General features: G+C 49.9%; 14 protein-coding genes. 2 read left to right on the forward strand and 12 right to left on the reverse strand.

What is annotated here, in order from left to right; translation table 11 throughout:
- Positions 1-33 precede the first annotated feature (33 nt).
- The 5 genes from dpaL to ACZ481_RS21700 form a co-directional block, all read right to left on the reverse strand.
- Positions 34-1,254, reverse strand: a complete 1,221-nt coding sequence (gene dpaL / locus ACZ481_RS21680; RefSeq protein ID WP_464767408.1) for a diaminopropionate ammonia-lyase — start codon at positions 1,252-1,254, stop codon at positions 34-36.
- A gap of 555 nt (positions 1,255-1,809) precedes the next feature.
- Positions 1,810-3,570: a sigma 54-interacting transcriptional regulator gene (locus tag ACZ481_RS21685; protein ID WP_464767409.1), complete on the reverse strand. Its 1,761-nt coding sequence runs from the start codon at positions 3,568-3,570 to the stop codon at positions 1,810-1,812.
- Positions 3,571-3,739: 169 nt separating this feature from the next.
- On the reverse strand, positions 3,740-4,651 hold the full coding sequence (gene fliB / locus ACZ481_RS21690) for a flagellin lysine-N-methylase (RefSeq protein WP_464767410.1): 912 nt from the start codon (positions 4,649-4,651) through the stop codon (positions 3,740-3,742).
- Between the two features lie 75 nt (positions 4,652-4,726).
- A complete protein-coding gene (locus ACZ481_RS21695; RefSeq protein ID WP_464767411.1) occupies positions 4,727-5,500 on the reverse strand; it encodes a transposase in 774 nt (257 codons plus the stop codon).
- Between the two features lie 76 nt (positions 5,501-5,576).
- Positions 5,577-6,803, reverse strand: coding sequence for a capsular polysaccharide export protein, LipB/KpsS family (locus tag ACZ481_RS21700; RefSeq protein WP_464767412.1), 1,227 nt, complete (start codon positions 6,801-6,803; stop codon positions 5,577-5,579).
- A 438-nt stretch (positions 6,804-7,241) separates the two neighbouring features.
- Here ACZ481_RS21700 and ACZ481_RS21705 point away from each other — a divergent pair, with 438 nt between their 5' ends.
- Positions 7,242-7,817 (forward strand): DUF3786 domain-containing protein, encoded by a 576-nt coding sequence (locus tag ACZ481_RS21705; protein ID WP_464770681.1) that lies wholly within the window; start codon positions 7,242-7,244, stop codon positions 7,815-7,817.
- A gap of 83 nt (positions 7,818-7,900) precedes the next feature.
- Here ACZ481_RS21705 and ACZ481_RS21710 read toward each other — a convergent pair whose 3' ends face one another.
- The 6 genes from ACZ481_RS21710 to ACZ481_RS21735 all read right to left on the reverse strand — a co-directional run bounded on the left by ACZ481_RS21710 (position 7,901) and on the right by ACZ481_RS21735 (position 14,148).
- Positions 7,901-8,353 carry a HutP family protein gene (locus tag ACZ481_RS21710; RefSeq protein ID WP_464767413.1) on the reverse strand — a complete coding sequence of 151 codons (453 nt, stop codon included), beginning with the start codon at positions 8,351-8,353 and terminating at the stop codon, positions 7,901-7,903.
- 79 nt (positions 8,354-8,432) lie between these two features.
- Positions 8,433-9,962 (reverse strand): histidine ammonia-lyase, encoded by a 1,530-nt coding sequence (gene hutH, locus ACZ481_RS21715; RefSeq protein WP_464767414.1) that lies wholly within the window; start codon positions 9,960-9,962, stop codon positions 8,433-8,435.
- A gap of 287 nt (positions 9,963-10,249) precedes the next feature.
- Positions 10,250-11,638: an amino acid permease gene (locus ACZ481_RS21720; RefSeq protein ID WP_464767415.1), complete on the reverse strand. Its 1,389-nt coding sequence runs from the start codon at positions 11,636-11,638 to the stop codon at positions 10,250-10,252.
- A 302-nt stretch (positions 11,639-11,940) separates the two neighbouring features.
- Positions 11,941-12,138, reverse strand: a complete 198-nt coding sequence (locus ACZ481_RS21725; protein WP_464767416.1) for a hypothetical protein — start codon at positions 12,136-12,138, stop codon at positions 11,941-11,943.
- A gap of 86 nt (positions 12,139-12,224) precedes the next feature.
- Complete coding sequence (locus tag ACZ481_RS21730) at positions 12,225-12,656, reverse strand: YkvA family protein (RefSeq protein ID WP_464767417.1); 432 nt, start codon at positions 12,654-12,656, stop codon at positions 12,225-12,227.
- A gap of 1 nt (position 12,657) precedes the next feature.
- Complete coding sequence (locus tag ACZ481_RS21735) at positions 12,658-14,148, reverse strand: MFS transporter (protein ID WP_464767418.1); 1,491 nt, start codon at positions 14,146-14,148, stop codon at positions 12,658-12,660.
- A 249-nt stretch (positions 14,149-14,397) separates the two neighbouring features.
- Here ACZ481_RS21735 and ACZ481_RS21740 point away from each other — a divergent pair, with 249 nt between their 5' ends.
- On the forward strand, positions 14,398-16,563 hold the full coding sequence (locus ACZ481_RS21740) for a HelD family protein (protein WP_464767419.1): 2,166 nt from the start codon (positions 14,398-14,400) through the stop codon (positions 16,561-16,563).
- A 101-nt stretch (positions 16,564-16,664) separates the two neighbouring features.
- Here the strand turns inward: ACZ481_RS21740 and ACZ481_RS21745 are convergent, their stop codons facing one another.
- Positions 16,665-17,420 carry an HD domain-containing protein gene (locus ACZ481_RS21745; RefSeq protein ID WP_464767420.1) on the reverse strand — a complete coding sequence of 252 codons (756 nt, stop codon included), beginning with the start codon at positions 17,418-17,420 and terminating at the stop codon, positions 16,665-16,667.
- Between the last annotated feature and the right edge of the window lie 35 nt (positions 17,421-17,455).

Below are 17,455 nucleotides of genomic sequence, written 5' to 3' on the forward strand. Positions count from 1 at the left end.
TGCTTATACGTTGTTCCCGCTGTACAGAGCGGCTTATTTCGCAGGCGCAGGATATTCGCCGTTCCAGACAATATCGCGGTATTTCACCGGATCGGTATCGCCCTCGGTACTGAACAGCAGAATTTTGGACTTTTCATTGAGGCCGAGTTTCTCTTTTGCCGCCGCCAGCTCCGGGTTTGTCATCAGTTCGGCCAGGAGCCCGGCGGGAACAGCCCCCGACTCGCCGGAGATTACTCTGGCGTCATTGCCCAAAGGATTGCCCAGGAGCCGCATGCCTTTAGCCGCCACCCAGTCCGGGCAGGACGCAAACAGGTAGCTATAGTCCCGCAGTACATTCCAGCCGATGGTATTGGGTTCGCCGCAGGCCAGACCGGCCATGATGGTGGCCAGGTCCCCGGTGACAATGCGGGGCCTGCCGTCATTGGCCACTGCCGATTGATACAAGCAGTCGGCCTGATCGGACTCTACGACCACCGTTGGGGGAACGTCACCCTGACTGGCTGAAGCAAAGAAACCTTGCACGGCACCGGCTAACGAGCCTACCCCGGCCTGCACGAACACGTGAGTCGGCTTGTCGACCCCGGCGGCCTGGAGTTGTTCCAGCGCTTCCAGCGCCATGGTACCGTAACCCTGCATAATCCAGGCGGGAATTTCTTCGTACCCTTCCCAGGCAGTATCCTGTACTACCACCCAGCCATATTTCCTGGCATTTTCTGTTGCTAACCGGACGGCGTCATCATAATTCAGGTCGGTAATGGCTGCTTCGGCGCCTTCGGCCCTGATATTCTCCAGGCGGGTAAGGGACGAACCTTTGGGCATATAAACCACCGCTTTTTGCTTGAGCCGGCTGGCCGTCCAGGCAACACCCCGGCCATGATTGCCGTCAGTTGCGGTCGTAAAGGTAATCTCGCCCAATTGTTGCCGGACTGCCGCCGAGGTTAGCTGCCGGTAATCCAGCTTGCTGATGTCCAGCCCCAGACGCTGCGCCAGGTATTTCCCCATCGCATAGGAGCCGCCCAGGACTTTAAAGGCATTCAGGCCAAAGCGGTAGGATTCATCCTTCAGATATATGCCGCCGACGCCCAGATAACTGGCCAGTTCTGCCAAACTCCGCAGCGGAGTCTGGCTATATTCAGGGAAACTCTTATGGAACTCGCGTACTTTGCGAATTTCCTGGCAGCTCAAAAAGTCAATCGATGATTTCTCCGTTTTATCCATCATCTGATTTTTAACCCATTTGATTTTCTGGTCCATTCTTGTACCCTCTTTTCTGGTTTATGTCTGTCTCTGCTAATTACCATTGCAAAGATCGTGCCAATATGTTCAATGCTCTGAAAATTATTCCGGTTAATAGGGAAAGCTTCGTATTCAGGCCATAAACAGGAATAAAACCATATCCTGCCCGCTCTGCGCGTTATGGCCCCAGCCTGACCGGGGCCTGAATTCTCTTATTTTCTTTTATCAAAATAATAACTTTATCAATATGATAAATAGATAAAGAATTGCTACTTTTACGCCCTGGACAGTAGTTTGTTGGCTACAAGGCGTGGTTTTGGCAGCAAGTTTTTATCAGATTGATAAAATAGTACTTGGCTTCAGGTGGGGCTTTAACCCAGCTGAAAGTTAGTCGCCCTTAGCCGGGAACTTAGCCGCTCGCCTGGGCCGGAAGGGGTATAGCTCCCCCTTCCGGCTCCGGCAAGGCCATACTTATGCAGGTAAAAAAATATATGCTCTCTACCCACAAAGAATAAGTTTAAGGTAGAAAGCATATTGCTACGTCACGAAAACCGGTATAAATTACGTTAGCGGCTACTGTGTTTCTTCGATTTCACGTAATTTTCTGTATAGGGTGGCTATGCCAATTCCCAACTGCCTGGCGGCAGCCAGTTTTCCCTGGGTTGTATCCCCAAACCGCCGGACAGCCTGTAAAATGTGTTCCTGTTCCACCTGGCGCAAAGTCTTAACAGCAGCCGGTTCTGCCGGCGCCGGCTGCCCAGCCCGGTTGTCCAGGAAACTCCGCGGCAGGGTATCCGTGGTTAGCCAGCCACTGTCATCGGCCATATTAATCATAAACTCGATGGTATTTTCCAGTTCCCGGATGTTCCCCGGCCAATTGTACTGCAGCAGTATCCCCATGGTTTCGCGGTCAATCCCGCGAATCTTTTTGCTGAACAAACCGCCGTACTTGCCAATCAGGGAGTGCACCAGCGGCTCAATATCTTCCACGCGGCTACGGAGCGGCGGCACCTCGATGGGTATTACATTTAACCGGTAGTATAAATCTTCCCGGAATTTTTTTTCTTTGATGAGTTCTTTCAAGTCCTTGTTGGTGGCGGCAATAACGCGGATATCCAAGGATATCAGCTGGTTAGAGCCAATACGCACGAGTTGGCGCTCCTGCAGCACCCGTAATAGTTTCACCTGCAGATACAGGGGCATATCGCCAATCTCATCCAAAAAGATGACCCCTTTATTGGCCAGTTCAAACTTGCCGATTTTCCCCCGGGGATCGGCGCCGGAGAAGGCCCCCTTCACATAGCCGAATAATTCACTTTCCAGCAGCATGTCAGGGATAGCGGCGCAATTGATACCGATAAACGGCTTATCGCTGCGGTTGCTGACCGCGTGAATGGCTCTGGCCACAACCTCCTTGCCGGTACCGCTTTCGCCAATGATTAAAACGGTGGAATTAGAATCAGCCAGTTTCGTCAGCTTGGTTTTGAGCTGCTCCGTCGCCGGGGAACAACCGACAAGATTATCCAGGGTGACCGGCATATCGACTTTGGTTAAATCATAAATACCGGATTTTACATTTTTTATTTCATTAAATATAAAAATCCGGTCATAGGAAGGCAGGCCTGGTGATACGGACAATAAACTGCCTATGAGAAAATAGGTGGTATTATCAATGACTACTTTGTATTCTTCCACACCCAGCAGGGAATCGCTGGTGGCAGCCATCGCCACCGGTTTGCCGATAGAGTCGGCAGTCAGCTGCAGCTGTTTGCAGGCGCTGTCATTTATCTGGATGATTTTGCCCGCTTCGTCCAGCACCAAGACCCCATTGTCCACATTATTGATGACCTGCAGCAGCACTTCCAGCATCCGCTCATTCCGTTTGCTGTCCTGCCGCTCATAAGCCTTGGCACTGATAAAGCCGGCGATCTGCTCCAGAAACAGCTGATAAAAGCTTAAATCCTGCATGATTTGGTTCCTTTGCGCTTCGGCAAAGCAAATCAGCCCAATAACCCCGATAATCTCCTCGCCCAGGGTAATGGGAGTACATAATTCAAGTTTTTCCTCACAACAGCCCTGCTTGGGACAGCGGCAGCAAAGTTCGTGCCGGCCCGGCTCTTCAATATATTGGGGCTTGCCGGTAGCCAGCACATGCTTATAGACAAAACCTTCCTCCGACATATCTTCATTGATGCCCCGGTCATAGATGCCGGTGCCGGCAATGCGCACTAAGCCGGCATCGACGATTTCCACATCCACCCGGATAACATGGGCAATCATTTTCGCATATTGAATAACAGCGGGCTGAATCTCCTGTAAAACTGATTTTTTCATGTTTTGCTGTCCTTTGGCTTTACTGATTTTTGTGTGGGTACAACCCGTCGAACCGTCTATTTTCTCTAAATTCGCTTGCTGCCGCCTTTCCCCCTGCCTTCTCTGCCAACTTTTATCAGCAGCAACTTTTTCTTTGCTCCCGCCGTTCCGGGCTAAGCGTTCTTCCTATCTAACGCAGCAGCGCCTGCCGGTCATGGCCATACTGCAGCTCCAGCCGCATAATTTCCCGGCCCAGGTCATCAGCTCCCAGCAGCCGCTGCCAGATACGGTTTAACAGCAGCAGCGTCCGGGAAAAACCAAAAATATAAAAAGGTTTCTTAAATAACAGACTAACAAAAAAATTTTCCAGCAAACCGCTGCCTGCCTCCAGCCGGGCAGGCTCGCGGGCGGCAGCCAGTTCCTCCAGCCAGTCGTAGTTGCGGTTAAACAGGGCCGTCAGCTGGCGGGAGATGTCCTGGCTTCCCGCCAGCTTGTCCACGGCCTGTACCGTATCGGCCAGAAAGGCCAGCCGTTCGCCCAGGGGCATCGCCCGGCACTGCAGAAGATCAATAAAATGGCTTTCCAGTTCAAAATAATAGCGAAGAGGCTGCCGGTCCGGCTGCTGCTGCGGATAAATCTCAGCGGCATAGTTGTCAGCAACAAGCTCCAGCGGCGGGTCCTCGGCTCTAATAAGCCGCAGCCCTTCCTCCCGGTCGGCTAGTTCTAATACCGCCGGACAGCTAAAACTCAGGGTGATTTCGAGTCCGCGGGCTGTACTCACCGGGTAACGGGGAAAGGTCCGGCAAACGGCGTCAAGATGGCTGTGGCCGGCCTCTTGGTGCAGCCGGCACAGGTTACCTGCCCCTAAAAACCAACAGCCACCGCCGGCTTGTTTGGCAATATAAGCGTGCTCGCCATAACCACTCCGGCCGGCAAGGACAATAAAAGCCTGCTCAAACTCAGCCGTACGCCCATTGGCGCCAAACAGCGCCTCATTCCGGCGGTAGCTGGCCTTATCCACAGTTACCTGCCACTGATTACGGCAGCAGGTTCCGCACATCTGGCAGGTAAACTGACCAACAATATCAGTATAAATATACATTTGTCTCAATCCATCCGTCATATTTTTTAAAGAAGCACGAGAAGCACGGGGACGTTCATTTTGCTTCGTTTTAATTTAAATCTTAAATATAACACTTTGATGAATTCCCGTTACCCGGGCAACCTGCCGCTGGGTTACGCCTTCTATCCCTTTGATTAGCCTGATTAAATTATTTCGTTTATCTCTACTCAGGCTTTGCAACGCTGAAACAGGTTGTCCATGTAAGAGCTTCCTAATTTCCTCAGCTAAATCTGCATCGTCCTTGTGCTGCTTTACTACAAAATCCATGAATTGATCAGCGTTTTCCTGCTGCATAAAATCAGCAAATTGCTTTATAGCCGCCGCACGGTTACTATTCAGGACAGCTAATACAAATTCAGTATTAGTCAAGCCATCATAAAAATCCTGCTCTTGGTAATAGGCCTGACAGCTGCTCCACTTGTACGCTTCCGGCCTTACTACCATTTTTGCTTTTAAGGGATTATTATGGATATATCTTAAAGCACATAATAAATATGCTTCTGTCTCAATTGGCTCACTTTGAAACCGATTCTGAAAGACATGACCAACCCGGTCATACTTTTCATTATACCACCGGGCATAACTTGTACCGATGCGCTTCATAACAAGGGCAATTTCTTCCTTTTGTTCATGCAGTAAGAGATGAACATGATTCCCCATCAAACAATATCCATAAATAGCATAACCGCCATTAGCCTTGGCACGCTTCAACGTTTCTATAAAGCGGCAATTATCCGCTTCATCAATAAAAATCGCCTGCCGGTTGATCCCCCGCAGCATCACATGATAGATGCCAGTAACACTTTTTTTCCTCGCACATCTTACCATATTTTTCCTCCTTTTTCTTTAATTTTATCAGAATCTGCTGCAAGAAGCAAAATGAACGTCCCCACGTTTCTTTTAATTATTGCAAAATTTTTGCAATCTTTTCGCGGACACTTTGAAAATGTTGCGCATTCGGTTGATGCCATGAGCCTTCTGCTAAATAACAATACCGTAAATAATACAAAAACTTGTCAATTAATTGATGGTCCGGCTCTGCGTTTATAAACGGAATACACGCTGACAGTTGCTCTGATTGGGCAACATGGCAGACAAGGCCCTTTACATTGTAAAATGCATTCCCCAATGTTATAACAGGTTTATGATGTGCTAAGGACTCAATACCTACTGTTGAATTCAGGGTAATAACCCCTTGGGACCGTGCAATTAAGTCAGGCGTTGGATAAAAGCGTAAAAATAAGATATGATCATTTTCGTACCTTGCCTTCAAAGCAGAGTAATCGGCACGGCCAAAATCGGACGGATGCTCCTTGACAACAAGCCAAAGATCTTCGCCGGTGATTGAGTTATACTGTTTTACTGCGTTTACGGCACAATCCACCAGTTCATCCATTGTTCTAAAGTGGGGAGAATACAACAACACCTGCGTATCATCCTGTACCTGGAACGGAAGCAAGAGAAAGTGCTCCGGCAGGATAATCGCTTCCGGTTGTCCCTTCTCTTGCTTTTTCATTAGGTTTTGATACCACTTGCTCTTTATGTTCCGGATTGGCGGGTCCGTATTATATAATTTTGCCAGCAGCTGCGCTTGTGGTACTATAGCATCATAAAAGGAGCGCGGCTTATTCACTAAGCTATTCTGATAGTTAACACCTGTTGGATCGAGGGTAGTTGTATCTCTTAGATAGCCATTTTCAAAGAAGATAGTTTGCTTGCCAAGTTTTCTTGCCACCCTGATGGCAGCTGCCAGGGGAAGATTGATGCCGTTCCATACACATACAAGGTCAATAGGAACACGGCACAGGTATTTATAAAAATACAAAGTTGCATAATATGCCCGGTTTTCGAGAACTGACTGCGAATGCATCCAGCCGCGGAAACCTGTAAAGCCTCGGGTCTTTCCCTTTATTAGCAAAAAACGAATTATATCTGCCAATTCTTTGCTAGTGAAAGCTACACATTCCGGCAGTTCCGGTTTTATCAGCGCACCTGCAAAATCAGGCAAGCCATAATCAATATGGTAAATATCATAGGAATCATTTAAATTTGCGCCTAGCCGGCGAAAATACTGGCTTTGATGCCGGTTTAAGGCTACAAACAGGATTGATGGTCTGCCTTGACTTTTCAAACGATCAGCTCCTGTAAAAAATTATAATTATCTGGATAATAACTTCGCATCTACACTATATATCTCCTTGCTTAGCAAAATATATCCACCTTTAAAAGCTTCCTCTTGAAGGTGGATGTATTAAGAGTATAGAATAATATACAAAATAATAAGAACTAATTGTTTGTACGCAAGCGTAACTTGGGTATCGTATAAACTTACTTTCTTAGAATATTCGTTACAGAGTATTTTACAGTATGTGTTACCAATGGTCCGGTTGAGAAGATTTGTTCACCCTGCATTTCCTACAGCTTGATCTTAATGCTGTGACGAGAAGCAAAAAGAACGTCCCCTTGCTTCTATATATACCAGTTAAGGGAGGGAATTACTCTGGAAAGTAATTATCGTATTGCTTATGACAAAGGCTGGCAGGATCTTGAACTGAAAGCGCCGGCCGAGATCGCGGCCAGTATGGATGTACTGTATCTGAGGGAAAAACAGCAGTTTGTCGTCCCCTATTTAAACGAAAATTATATTGTTGACTGTGCCAATAAAACCATTTGTAAAGAAAAAGACGGTGCTGTTCCCAAAATCGGGGCGGCGATCCTGATCCTGCATTACCTCAGTTTCTTTCAGACCAGGGCGGAAATAGACAACAAGTGGGTCAGCCTAAAAGAAATCCCCAATGGCGGCATGCTCTTTTATCCCGCCTTCCATAAAGATGCCATCTGCGGCCTGATAAAAGCCTTTGGCCACCAGGCCTCGCTCTTGTTGGCGTGCGCCAAGCCACTGGGTGGTCAGCCAGCCGGTTTTGGTGATGCCTCTGCTGTCTTTAGGGTTTTCCCCAAAATCCCCCTGTGTGTGGTTATCTGGGAAGGAGATGAGGAAATTGCGGCCAACGCAACCGTTTTATTTGACCCTTCCATTGCCCAGTTTCTCCATATTGAGAGCGTAATCGGCCTCGGCGGCTATCTCGCCAATGAACTGATCAGGCGGGCTTTGCCGACCTATCGTCAGGGACATGATATCTGGTAATTGCGGCCAGACACAAACAGGCATTATAAGCAGGGTCACCTTGTCAGACAAGGTGACCCTGCTTATTGATAAATGAAAATTGCTTAGATTGGATTAATTCCCAGCCCCAGCACCTCATGCTCATAGCCTTTAATCGGCGCCCCCATATTACCGTACAAAGCCACCGCAATCCATTCCCCGTCCGTATTGTTGCCAGGCAGCTTCGCACCCCGGACAATACAAAACAACAGACCGGCACTGCGCAATACCGTCCCCAGCCCGATTTGCCCCCGGCACATGCCGCTGTAGGCTTCGAACACGGAATGATACAGGGCATGCTCTTCCCGGTAACGCTGGTCAATCAGCCCTTCTTTTTTCGCTGCCGTTTCAACCGCCGCAAAAATTTTGGCTGAATCCATCGAACCCACTTTGCCTTTATACAGCCGGTAACCGAATTCTCCCCCCTGCCGTTTCAGGGCGATTTCATCCTCACCGTCAGACATGATTGTCAAAATTGCCAGTTTACCCAGACTGCCGTTTTTTTCTATGCTGAACATTACTTGCTCCGCCTTTCTTTCACCATCTGCCGCAGGAAACCAGTACCTTAATACCAGTATTGTACCACACCGGAAGCGTTTAATAAATTTTCATCGGCCCAATGGCCGCTTCCACGGCCTTAATCAGCGAGCCGTCGGCGAGCAGCTGATAAATATTCTGAATATCAGGTGCCGGTATCCGGTCTTCGTCCAGATGGGGCACAGCCCGGCGGATCGCTTGATGGGCGGCGCCTGTTCCCTGTCCCGGGGTCAGAGGTGCCAGAAAATCAATGCCCTGAGCTGCTGCTAAACATTCAATCGCCAGGATATAGCGGACATTCTCCAAAATTTCCCGGGCCTGGCGGGCGGCAATTGTCCCCATGCTGACATGATCCTCCTGGTTGGCCGAGGTCGGAATCGAATCCGCGCTGGCCGGGTGGACCAGCACTTTGTTTTCCGACACCAGGGAAGCTGCTGTATACTGGGTAATCATTAAGCCCGAGTCCTCGCCCGGATAGGCGGTTAAAAACGGCGGCAGCTCACTCAGATGAGCGTCCAGCAACCGGTTAATGCGCCGCTCGGAGATATTGCCAAGCTCAGCCAGGGCCAGCTTCAGATAATCCATTACCAGGGCAATCGGCTGGCCATGAAAGTTGCCGCCTGATATGGCTTCACCGGTATCAGGCATAATCAGCGGGTTATCGGTGGCGGCATTGATCTCGATGTTCAGGGTTTCTTCGACTCGCCTGAGGGCATCCTTCGAGGCCCCATGCACCTGCGGGACACATCGCAGCGAGTAGGCATCCTGTATTTTCCCGCAATGAATATGGGACTCAATGATCGGGCTATTTTCTGTCAGCCGCAGCATATTTTCCGTGGTGGCCATCTGGCCGATATGGGCCCTTACCTGGGTAATGCGGGGATCAAAAGCCGTCCGGGTCCCTTTTAAGGCTTCCGTGCACAATGCAGCAGCCACGTCGGCGCTCTTCATCAGGTTGACGGCATCCTCCCATACCATGCAGCCGACAGCGGTCATAATCTGCGTACCGTTAATCAAGGCCAGGCCTTCCTTGCCGCCCAGGGCCAGTGGCTCCAGCCCGCTTTCAGCCAGTGCCTGGGCCCCGCTCATAAGCCTGCCGTTCACATAGGCCTGACCTTCGCCCAGCATAACCAGCACCATATGGGAAAGAGGCGCTAAATCACCGCTGGCGCCGACCGAGCCCTTAGCGGGAATTGCCGGGCAAATGCGCCGGTTCAAGAAGGTCAACAGCATCTCCACCGTGGAAAGCTTGATCCCCGAATAGCCTTTGGCTAAAGAATTGGCCCTTAACAGCATCGCCGACCGCACAACGTCTGCCGGCAGATGCTCGCCCACACCGGTGGCATGGCTGAGGATCAGGTTTTTTTGCAGCTTTTCCCTTTTTTCTTTAGAAATAAAAATCTGGCTGAAATTGCCAAAACCAGTGGAAATACCATACACCGGCGTCTCATCTTCCAGAATTCTATCGACAATGGTCCGGCTGGCCACAATCTGGCTGCGGCCCTGCTCACTTAAGCCGACTTCCTCATACCCGCGGGCCACTTTTACGACATCGGCCAGCGTTAAACTATATCCGTCTAATAATATCATTGTTTGTACCTCCATTTTTTAGAAATTAAAAAGGGGAATAAACTCAATACTGAGTTTACCCCCTAATATCTCATAACTATGGGCAAGCTATCCGTCTAAAAGCGCATTTTCCTAAAAACAGTAAACAACCAAACATATTACCTTTGCCTGCCACACTCTCATATCTAGCATCTAAGGAAGGCAACTTATATATTATGATAGTGGACCCGGCGGCCAAAGTCAAGCCTAATATTTGGTCCCAACAAGGCCGGGGTAGCCGGTTCAGCCTGCTGTTCCTATTTCTCAGCCTATTTGGGTATTGTTGTGGAAGTCTGTTTCGCCTGCGACTTAAATTTATAGCCTAGCCACAGAATGATAAGCCATACCGGGGTCAGGTACATGGAAATACGCCAGTCTCCGCCTAAATACCACATTACCCCAAATACCATTACCAAAAAGCCTATGCAGATATAGTTTGTGACCGGAAACCATACGGCCGGGAATTCAATTTTTTCCCCTGCGGCCACCTTGGCCATGCGGAATTTCATATGGCTGACGCTGATCATCACCCAGCTGATAATGTCGGCCGAGACAACCAGGGCCATCAGGTAGGTAAAGACCTGGCTTTCAATCAGATAGTTCAAAAATACCACCAGGCCCATAAGGAAGGAAGAAAAGAGTATTCCCACTACCGGCACGCCGCCTTTGTTCAACTTCTTGAACATACTGGGAGCATTGCCTTGCAGCGCCAGATTATAAAGCATGCGGCCATTGCTGTACAGGCCGCTGTTATAGGCAGAAAGAGCCGCTGAGATTACGACAACATTCAATAATGCCGCGGCTGAGGAAATACCGATCTTGGAAAAGATCTGAACAAACGGGCTGCCTTCCGCCCCGCCGACCCCCAATTGATTCCAGGGGTAGATCATCAGGATGATTAACAAGGCGCCGACATAGAAAATCAGAATACGCCACATCACCTGATTAATAGCCATGGGAATGGTCTTCTTGGGATTGTCCGCTTCCCCGGCCGTAACCCCAATCAACTCCGTGCCGCCGTACGCAAACATGACAATCGCCAGTGAGCACAGGAAACCTTCCAGTCCATTCGGGAAAAAGCCGCCATAATTCCAGAGATTGCCTACACCGCTGCTGGCGCCGGCCTGTCCGTTTAACAGGAGTATCGTACCAAAAACAATCATACCAATAATGGCTACTACTTTTATAATTGCAAACCAGAATTCAAATTCACCATACAGTTTAACATGAATCAGATTAATCCCTGTAAGTACTGCCCAGCAAACCAGCGCAGTAACCCAGACAGGAATATCGGGCCACCAGAACTGGACGTATTTGCCGACCACCGTCAGTTCGGCCATATTGACCAGTACATAAGCGATCCAGTAGTTCCAACCTGACAGAAAACCGGGAAAGTTGCCCCAGTACTTATAAGCAAAATGACTAAAGGAGCCTGATACCGGCTCATCTACCAGCATTTCGCCCATATGCCGCATAATCCAGAAAATAATAATGCCGCCAATCAGATAGGAAAGCATAACTGCCGGGCCTGCTATTTGGATCGCTTTGGTTGATCCGTAAAATAGACCGGTGCCGATAGCCCCTCCTAAGGCAATCAACTGAATATGCCGATTCTTTAGTCCCCTTTGCATGCTTTCTCCTTGAGAATTTTCGGACACTTTGTTTGCTCCTCTCCATAATGTAAATTTAGTACGTGACTTTCAGAACTTTTGGCTGCAAAGGTCCTGAATAATAAAAAGAAGCAAAACTCAAATAGAGTTTTGCCCCCTAATATCTAATAGCTATAGGCATTTAAAAATTATTTATATAATTTTCTTAACTTTAAATATATTATAAATTGAGCACATATATCTTGTCAATCTATTTCAGAAGTACATTTTAATTTTTCTTATTTGCCTAAATTGTGCAAAAAAAGGCTTATGATGAAGTGCTTCACCATAAGCCTGATAAGCAAGAGGTATTACAGAAAGTCAGAAAAGTTATCCAGTTTCCCCAATACGGTCAGTGTTTCTTTGGCTTCCGCAAACGTAGTGCCCAATTTCTCCACTTTTCTGGTGTTCGTGTTCAATAAGAGAAATTCACCATCGGCAACAGCAACCTGCTCTTCCATATCGTCACTATACCAGAAACTTGTAAAGTCTGACATAACTATGGCCACGTGAATCATCTCCTTAGTTTACTGATATAATGGAATATTCGGCAAAATTCGAGCAATTCCTGCAAACCTACACATAAATAACTGATTTATCCGAAAAATACTTTGTGGAAAATTGCGATTACCAGCACCACCCAGGCAATAGCCGCCACGGCAAGCATACCAAGGATATAAGGCATACGGCGGCCCCATTTTTCACTCTGCCGCCTGCTCTCTGCCAATACCGGCGCCGGCAGCAGACGGGTCAGATACATTGCCGCCGCCGTTACCAGGGTGGCGTCATCAGCAATGCCCATGAGCGGCAGGTAATCAGGCAGGATATCGACAGGGCTGATCAAATAGATAGCCAGCATTGTCAACAACCCCTTTACATATTGGGGAGTCAGTGGATGACGCCATGCATAATATAATATTACCGCATTGTCCCGCAGCATTCTGAGCCAGGCCCAAAACCGGAACAGGGTTCCGCCCTTAATCATGTGATCACCAATCCTGAAGGTTTTTATACGCCACAAATCCACATCAAGTGCCGGCCAGGCTGCTGCTTGCCCGTTTAAGGGAAATCAGGGCGCCTACCACCGCTAACCCAGCGCCTACCAGCAAGGCATCGTGATAACCGGTCATAAAAGCCGTGACCTGCTGGCCGGCGGTAGGCTCGCCAAGACCACTGAGATAGGCAGCACGCCGGTATTCCAGAATCGCTACCGCCACAGCGGTGCCGCATACCATGCCGAAGTTCCTGGCCAGGGCGTTAATGCCGCCGGCCACCCCCAGCTGCCGCGGCTCGACAGCACTCATTACACTGTTATTATTCGGTGACTGAAACAGGCCGTTGCCCAGTCCCATCAGCGCCTGAGCCCCCATAATCAGCCACAGGCTGGCATCCAGCTGCAGCTTTGCTGTCAGCAGCAGCCCGCCAGCCATCAAACTCAGGCCGGCCGTTGTCAACACCCTTGGCCCGACCCGGTCCGACAACGTGCCGCTCACCGGGGCAGTAACCGCCATAACCAGGGGAAAAGCCGACATAATCAAGCCGGTTTTCGCCGGGGCAAAGGCCAGCACATCATGGAGGAAAAACGGCAGCAGCATCGTATTGGTAAACATTGCCGTAAACGAAAGAAAACCAGCCAGGTTGCCGGCTGAAAATGCCATGTTTTTAAAAATGGCTAATTCCAGCATCGGCTGCTCAATCCTGGTTTCATACCAGATAAACACCGCAAAGACAAGCAGGGCGAAGCCTACACAGGACATGGTAGCCAGAGAAGTCCAGCCCCATTCCGTGCCATAGCTCAGGGCGAGCAAAAAACTGACCATACTTGCCGTAAATAAGGCCGCCCCCAGATAATCGATCCGCTCCCGGCACAAATCCCGGTCGGCCGGCAAAATCAGCCGCACCCCGGCATAGCCCAGCAAGCCGACAGGAATATTCACAAAAAATATGGCATGCCAGCCAAAATGCTCAACCAGCAGGCCGCCGATACCCGGACCGCTCAGACTGCCCAAGGCGACTACGGTGCCAACCACCCCTAAGACTTTGCCCCGTTCACTCTGGGGAAAGCAGCTGGTAATAAGGGCCATGGAGTTAGCCATAAGAGCCGACGCCCCCACAGCCTGCAGTACCCTGAACCCAATCAGCAGGCTGACCGAATTGGCAACACCACACAACAGCGAACCGGCAGTAAAGCCGATAAAACCAAAACCATACATATTCCGCCGCCCCCAAATATCCCCCAGCCGCCCCATCAGCGGCAACAGGCTGGTGATAACAAGCAAATACGCGGTAACAACCCACTGGGCGGTGGCAATATCTGTATGTAATGCGGCGGTAATCGGCGGCAAACCGACATTGACGATCGACGAGGTCATTGTCGCCATAAAAGAACCGGTAGCCACAACACCGAAGATTAACCACTTATAATAACTCAGATTCTCTAGCTTCGCCTGCATCATTAGCTCCTCTCGCCGGTTGATTTTCTTAGTTAGTTTATCTTTATATTCCCTGAGAAATTCCACTACCGAAAAGCATTCTCCTCTGGTAAATTAACCCAAACGCTTATATATACAAAAGTTACGTAGTGTGAACACCCTCCAAATGACTCAAGGGGACGGTTCTCTTGCGTCACTTTTTCCAGGCTTTTTCCGCTTCCCCGCCAGAAATACTTGCCAGGCATCACATCAGGCCTTGCTAAACATAATAATCTAGTCCTATAATAATCTAACAGACCTGGAAAACAATTGCTAAGATACGCGAGGTAACCGATTATGAGCAATCATCCTGATTTTCCCCAAGAGCAGCAGCATTTGGCTGCAACCATCCAAGCCATGCGGCAGATTATTACAGATTTAGAGAACGATATGGACGAACGGGTCCATAAAATCAGCCAGTCCCGCTCCAAAAAAGATGAAGTAAGCGCCTATGTCCACTCACTGATGAAAAGCGATCATGCCTGCAAGGCGGCAGACATTGCCAAAGCCCTGGACAGCCCCTATTTCGGGCGCGTAGATTTTCGCGAAGACGGCACCGAGGATTTTGAACCCTATTATATAGGCCGGACCAAAGTGGCCAGACTGGATATAGAAACCGTCAAGGATATACTGGTATTCGACTGGCGGGACCCGGTATCGACAATCTTTTACGAATGTCAGGACGGCCGCGCCAGCTACGAAGTCCTGGGCCGCTATACCTACACCGGCGATGTCCGTCTGAAGCGCCAGTATAAAATTGAGGACAGTCAGCTGATCTCCATGTCTGATGACAATATCCTGAGCAAACTGATGAACCGCCAGCAGGAGTCGCTGATTGCCGATCCGTTCCTGCTGGAACGGCTGCTACAGGGTGCCGGTGACCGCCTTAAGGATATTGTTACCTCCATCCGTTCCGAACAGAACCAGATTATCCGCGAGCCGCTAAACCAGGTCACCATCATCCAGGGTGTGGCCGGCTCCGGCAAAAGCACCATCGGCCTGCATCGCTTGTCTTATCTTTTATACAACGAAAAGCTAAACCCTGAGAAACTTGTCATCATTGCCCCTAATAAGATCTTTTTGGACTACATCTCCGACCTGCTGCCTGAGATTGATGCCCAGGATGTAAAACAAATGACTTTCTCCGACCTGGCGGCAGCGATCATCCAGTTTGAACCGGTTATCAGACCCGCAACGGCTGATACTGAGCCGCTGGCCGCAATGGCCAGATGGAAAGGCACCCCCGAATTTATTAAAGTAATGGAAGTATTTTTAGACAAACGTCTGGAAAAATTCTGTCTGAAACTTAACGATATCAGCCTGTTTGACGGCCAGCTTGTCATCAGCCGGGAACAGCAGCTGGAGAAGGTCCTCGAAGGCGCCAATGTCCCTTATAATGAACGGCTGCGTTCCCTGCAAAAATATATCAGCTTCCGGATAAGGAACTTTATCGAAGTCTATGAAGCCAGGTATAAACGGGGGGAAGCCCGGGCCGACGAAAAAACGGCCGCCCGTTATGCTGTCGAAGGCAATCAGTTTATGGAACGCCATATTGCTAAATGGCCGTTTCTTGAGCTATTAGCCGGCTATGCCGGGCTATTTCAGGATAAACAGGCCTGGCGCAAAGTAAAGCCCTCCGGGTTCACCGTCGATGAACTGGCCGCACATACCCGGGCCACCTTGGAGGCGGGGCAAATCGAACAGGATGACCTGGCCGGGTTGTGTTACCTGAAGCTGCTCCTGGACGGCTTTACTCATGCCGGGAAGTTTGACCATATTGCCGTCGATGAGGGGCAGGATATCAATCTCCTGGAATATATTGTATTATCCCGCCTGTCCCGCAACACATCCTTTACCATTATGGGCGATATGTCCCAGGCCATTCACACCGACCGGGGACTGACAAGCTGGCAGGCGCTGTTGAAGGATGTGTTCGACGAAGCGAAATGCCGTTATTATGAGGTTAACTTCAGCTATCGCTCCGCTAAGGAAATTGTTGATTTATTCAACAAGGTCCTGCCCGCCGGCCGTTCCAAAGCCGTCCCCGTCTATGAAATCGGCCGTCAGCCGGTTATCGAGCAAGCGCCTTCCCCACTGGCAGCACTTAACAGCACCCTCCGCACCATTGCGGAATTCCAGCAGTTAGGCTGCAAATCAATCGGCATACTGACTAAACTGGAAACCGACAGCCTGAAGTTGTATGAAGGTCTGCGGGCCGCCGCCCCCCAGCTCGATAACCTGAACCTGATCTCAGGCAGTGGTTTGAGCTACCACGGCGGCATTACGGTAGCCCCGGTCAGTCTGGCCAAAGGTCTTGAATTTGACGGCGTTATTATCTGGAATGCCGCCGCTGCTAAATTCACCAAGGATGCTCATGACGCCAAGCTGTTATATGTGGCCCTGTCCCGGGCCATGTATTATCTGCATATTATTCACCAGGGCCGGCTTACCCCACTACTATAAAAAAACACGGCTTGCGCCGCCCTTTGGCGCAGGCGGAAGCCGATGTTGCCCTTAGCCGGGAAATTAACCTTTTTATCAGGCAAATGACGTGCCCCGGTGACTCAAGAGAACCGTCCCCTTGAGTCAGTTTTTTCCATGAGTCGGTTATGCACATAGGTCTGCAGCGTGGCTTTGATGGCCCTGCACTCACCGGTATCCGGCAGGGCTGCCAGTTGCCGCTCCAGATGCCCCTCCTCGACCAACTGGGCGAGTGTCCAGTCAAAATAGATGTCGTAAAACCAGCTCAGCCTGATCAGGCGTTTGTCGGCCAGAGTTTTGACATCAAGGTAGGAGAGGACGCCCCCCGGTTTTAACTGGCTGAGCAGCCGGGGCGAATAATCATGATTCGCCTGGACTGGCGGCAGCAGCCTGAAAATATCCAGCTTGTCGGCATCGCGGATCAGCTTGGCAAACAGCAGGGCCTGCGGACAGGCCGGCAGAATCTGCATTTTATTATGATTGGTAATGGCAAAGACGATCACTGCCTGCTCAGCCGCGGTAAAATTGGCCAGCAGGCCGCTGCGGGCCAATTCCTCCGCGCCGGCATCACCATGATCAAAGGACTCGGCATCGACAAAGGTACGGTATTCCGTAATCTGGCGAAAACGGGCAAGATCATGGAACAGGCCGATCACCTCCGCCAGCAGCCTTGACCGCTCTGCAAGCTGTAACTGACCGGCCAGGGCGGCGGCAATGGCAGCCACCCGCTTGCTGTGTTCCTCTTTCAGCAAAACCCTGGCCATGACGAACTCATCCCTGGTATAATACGTCCGGACATAGTCCCCAAACCAGTCATAAAGGTAATCAATTGCAGACAATCCAGTCGCCCCCTTATTTAATAGGAAGAGACGGT

It is taken from the genome of Sporomusa intestinalis (assembly GCF_055383785.1).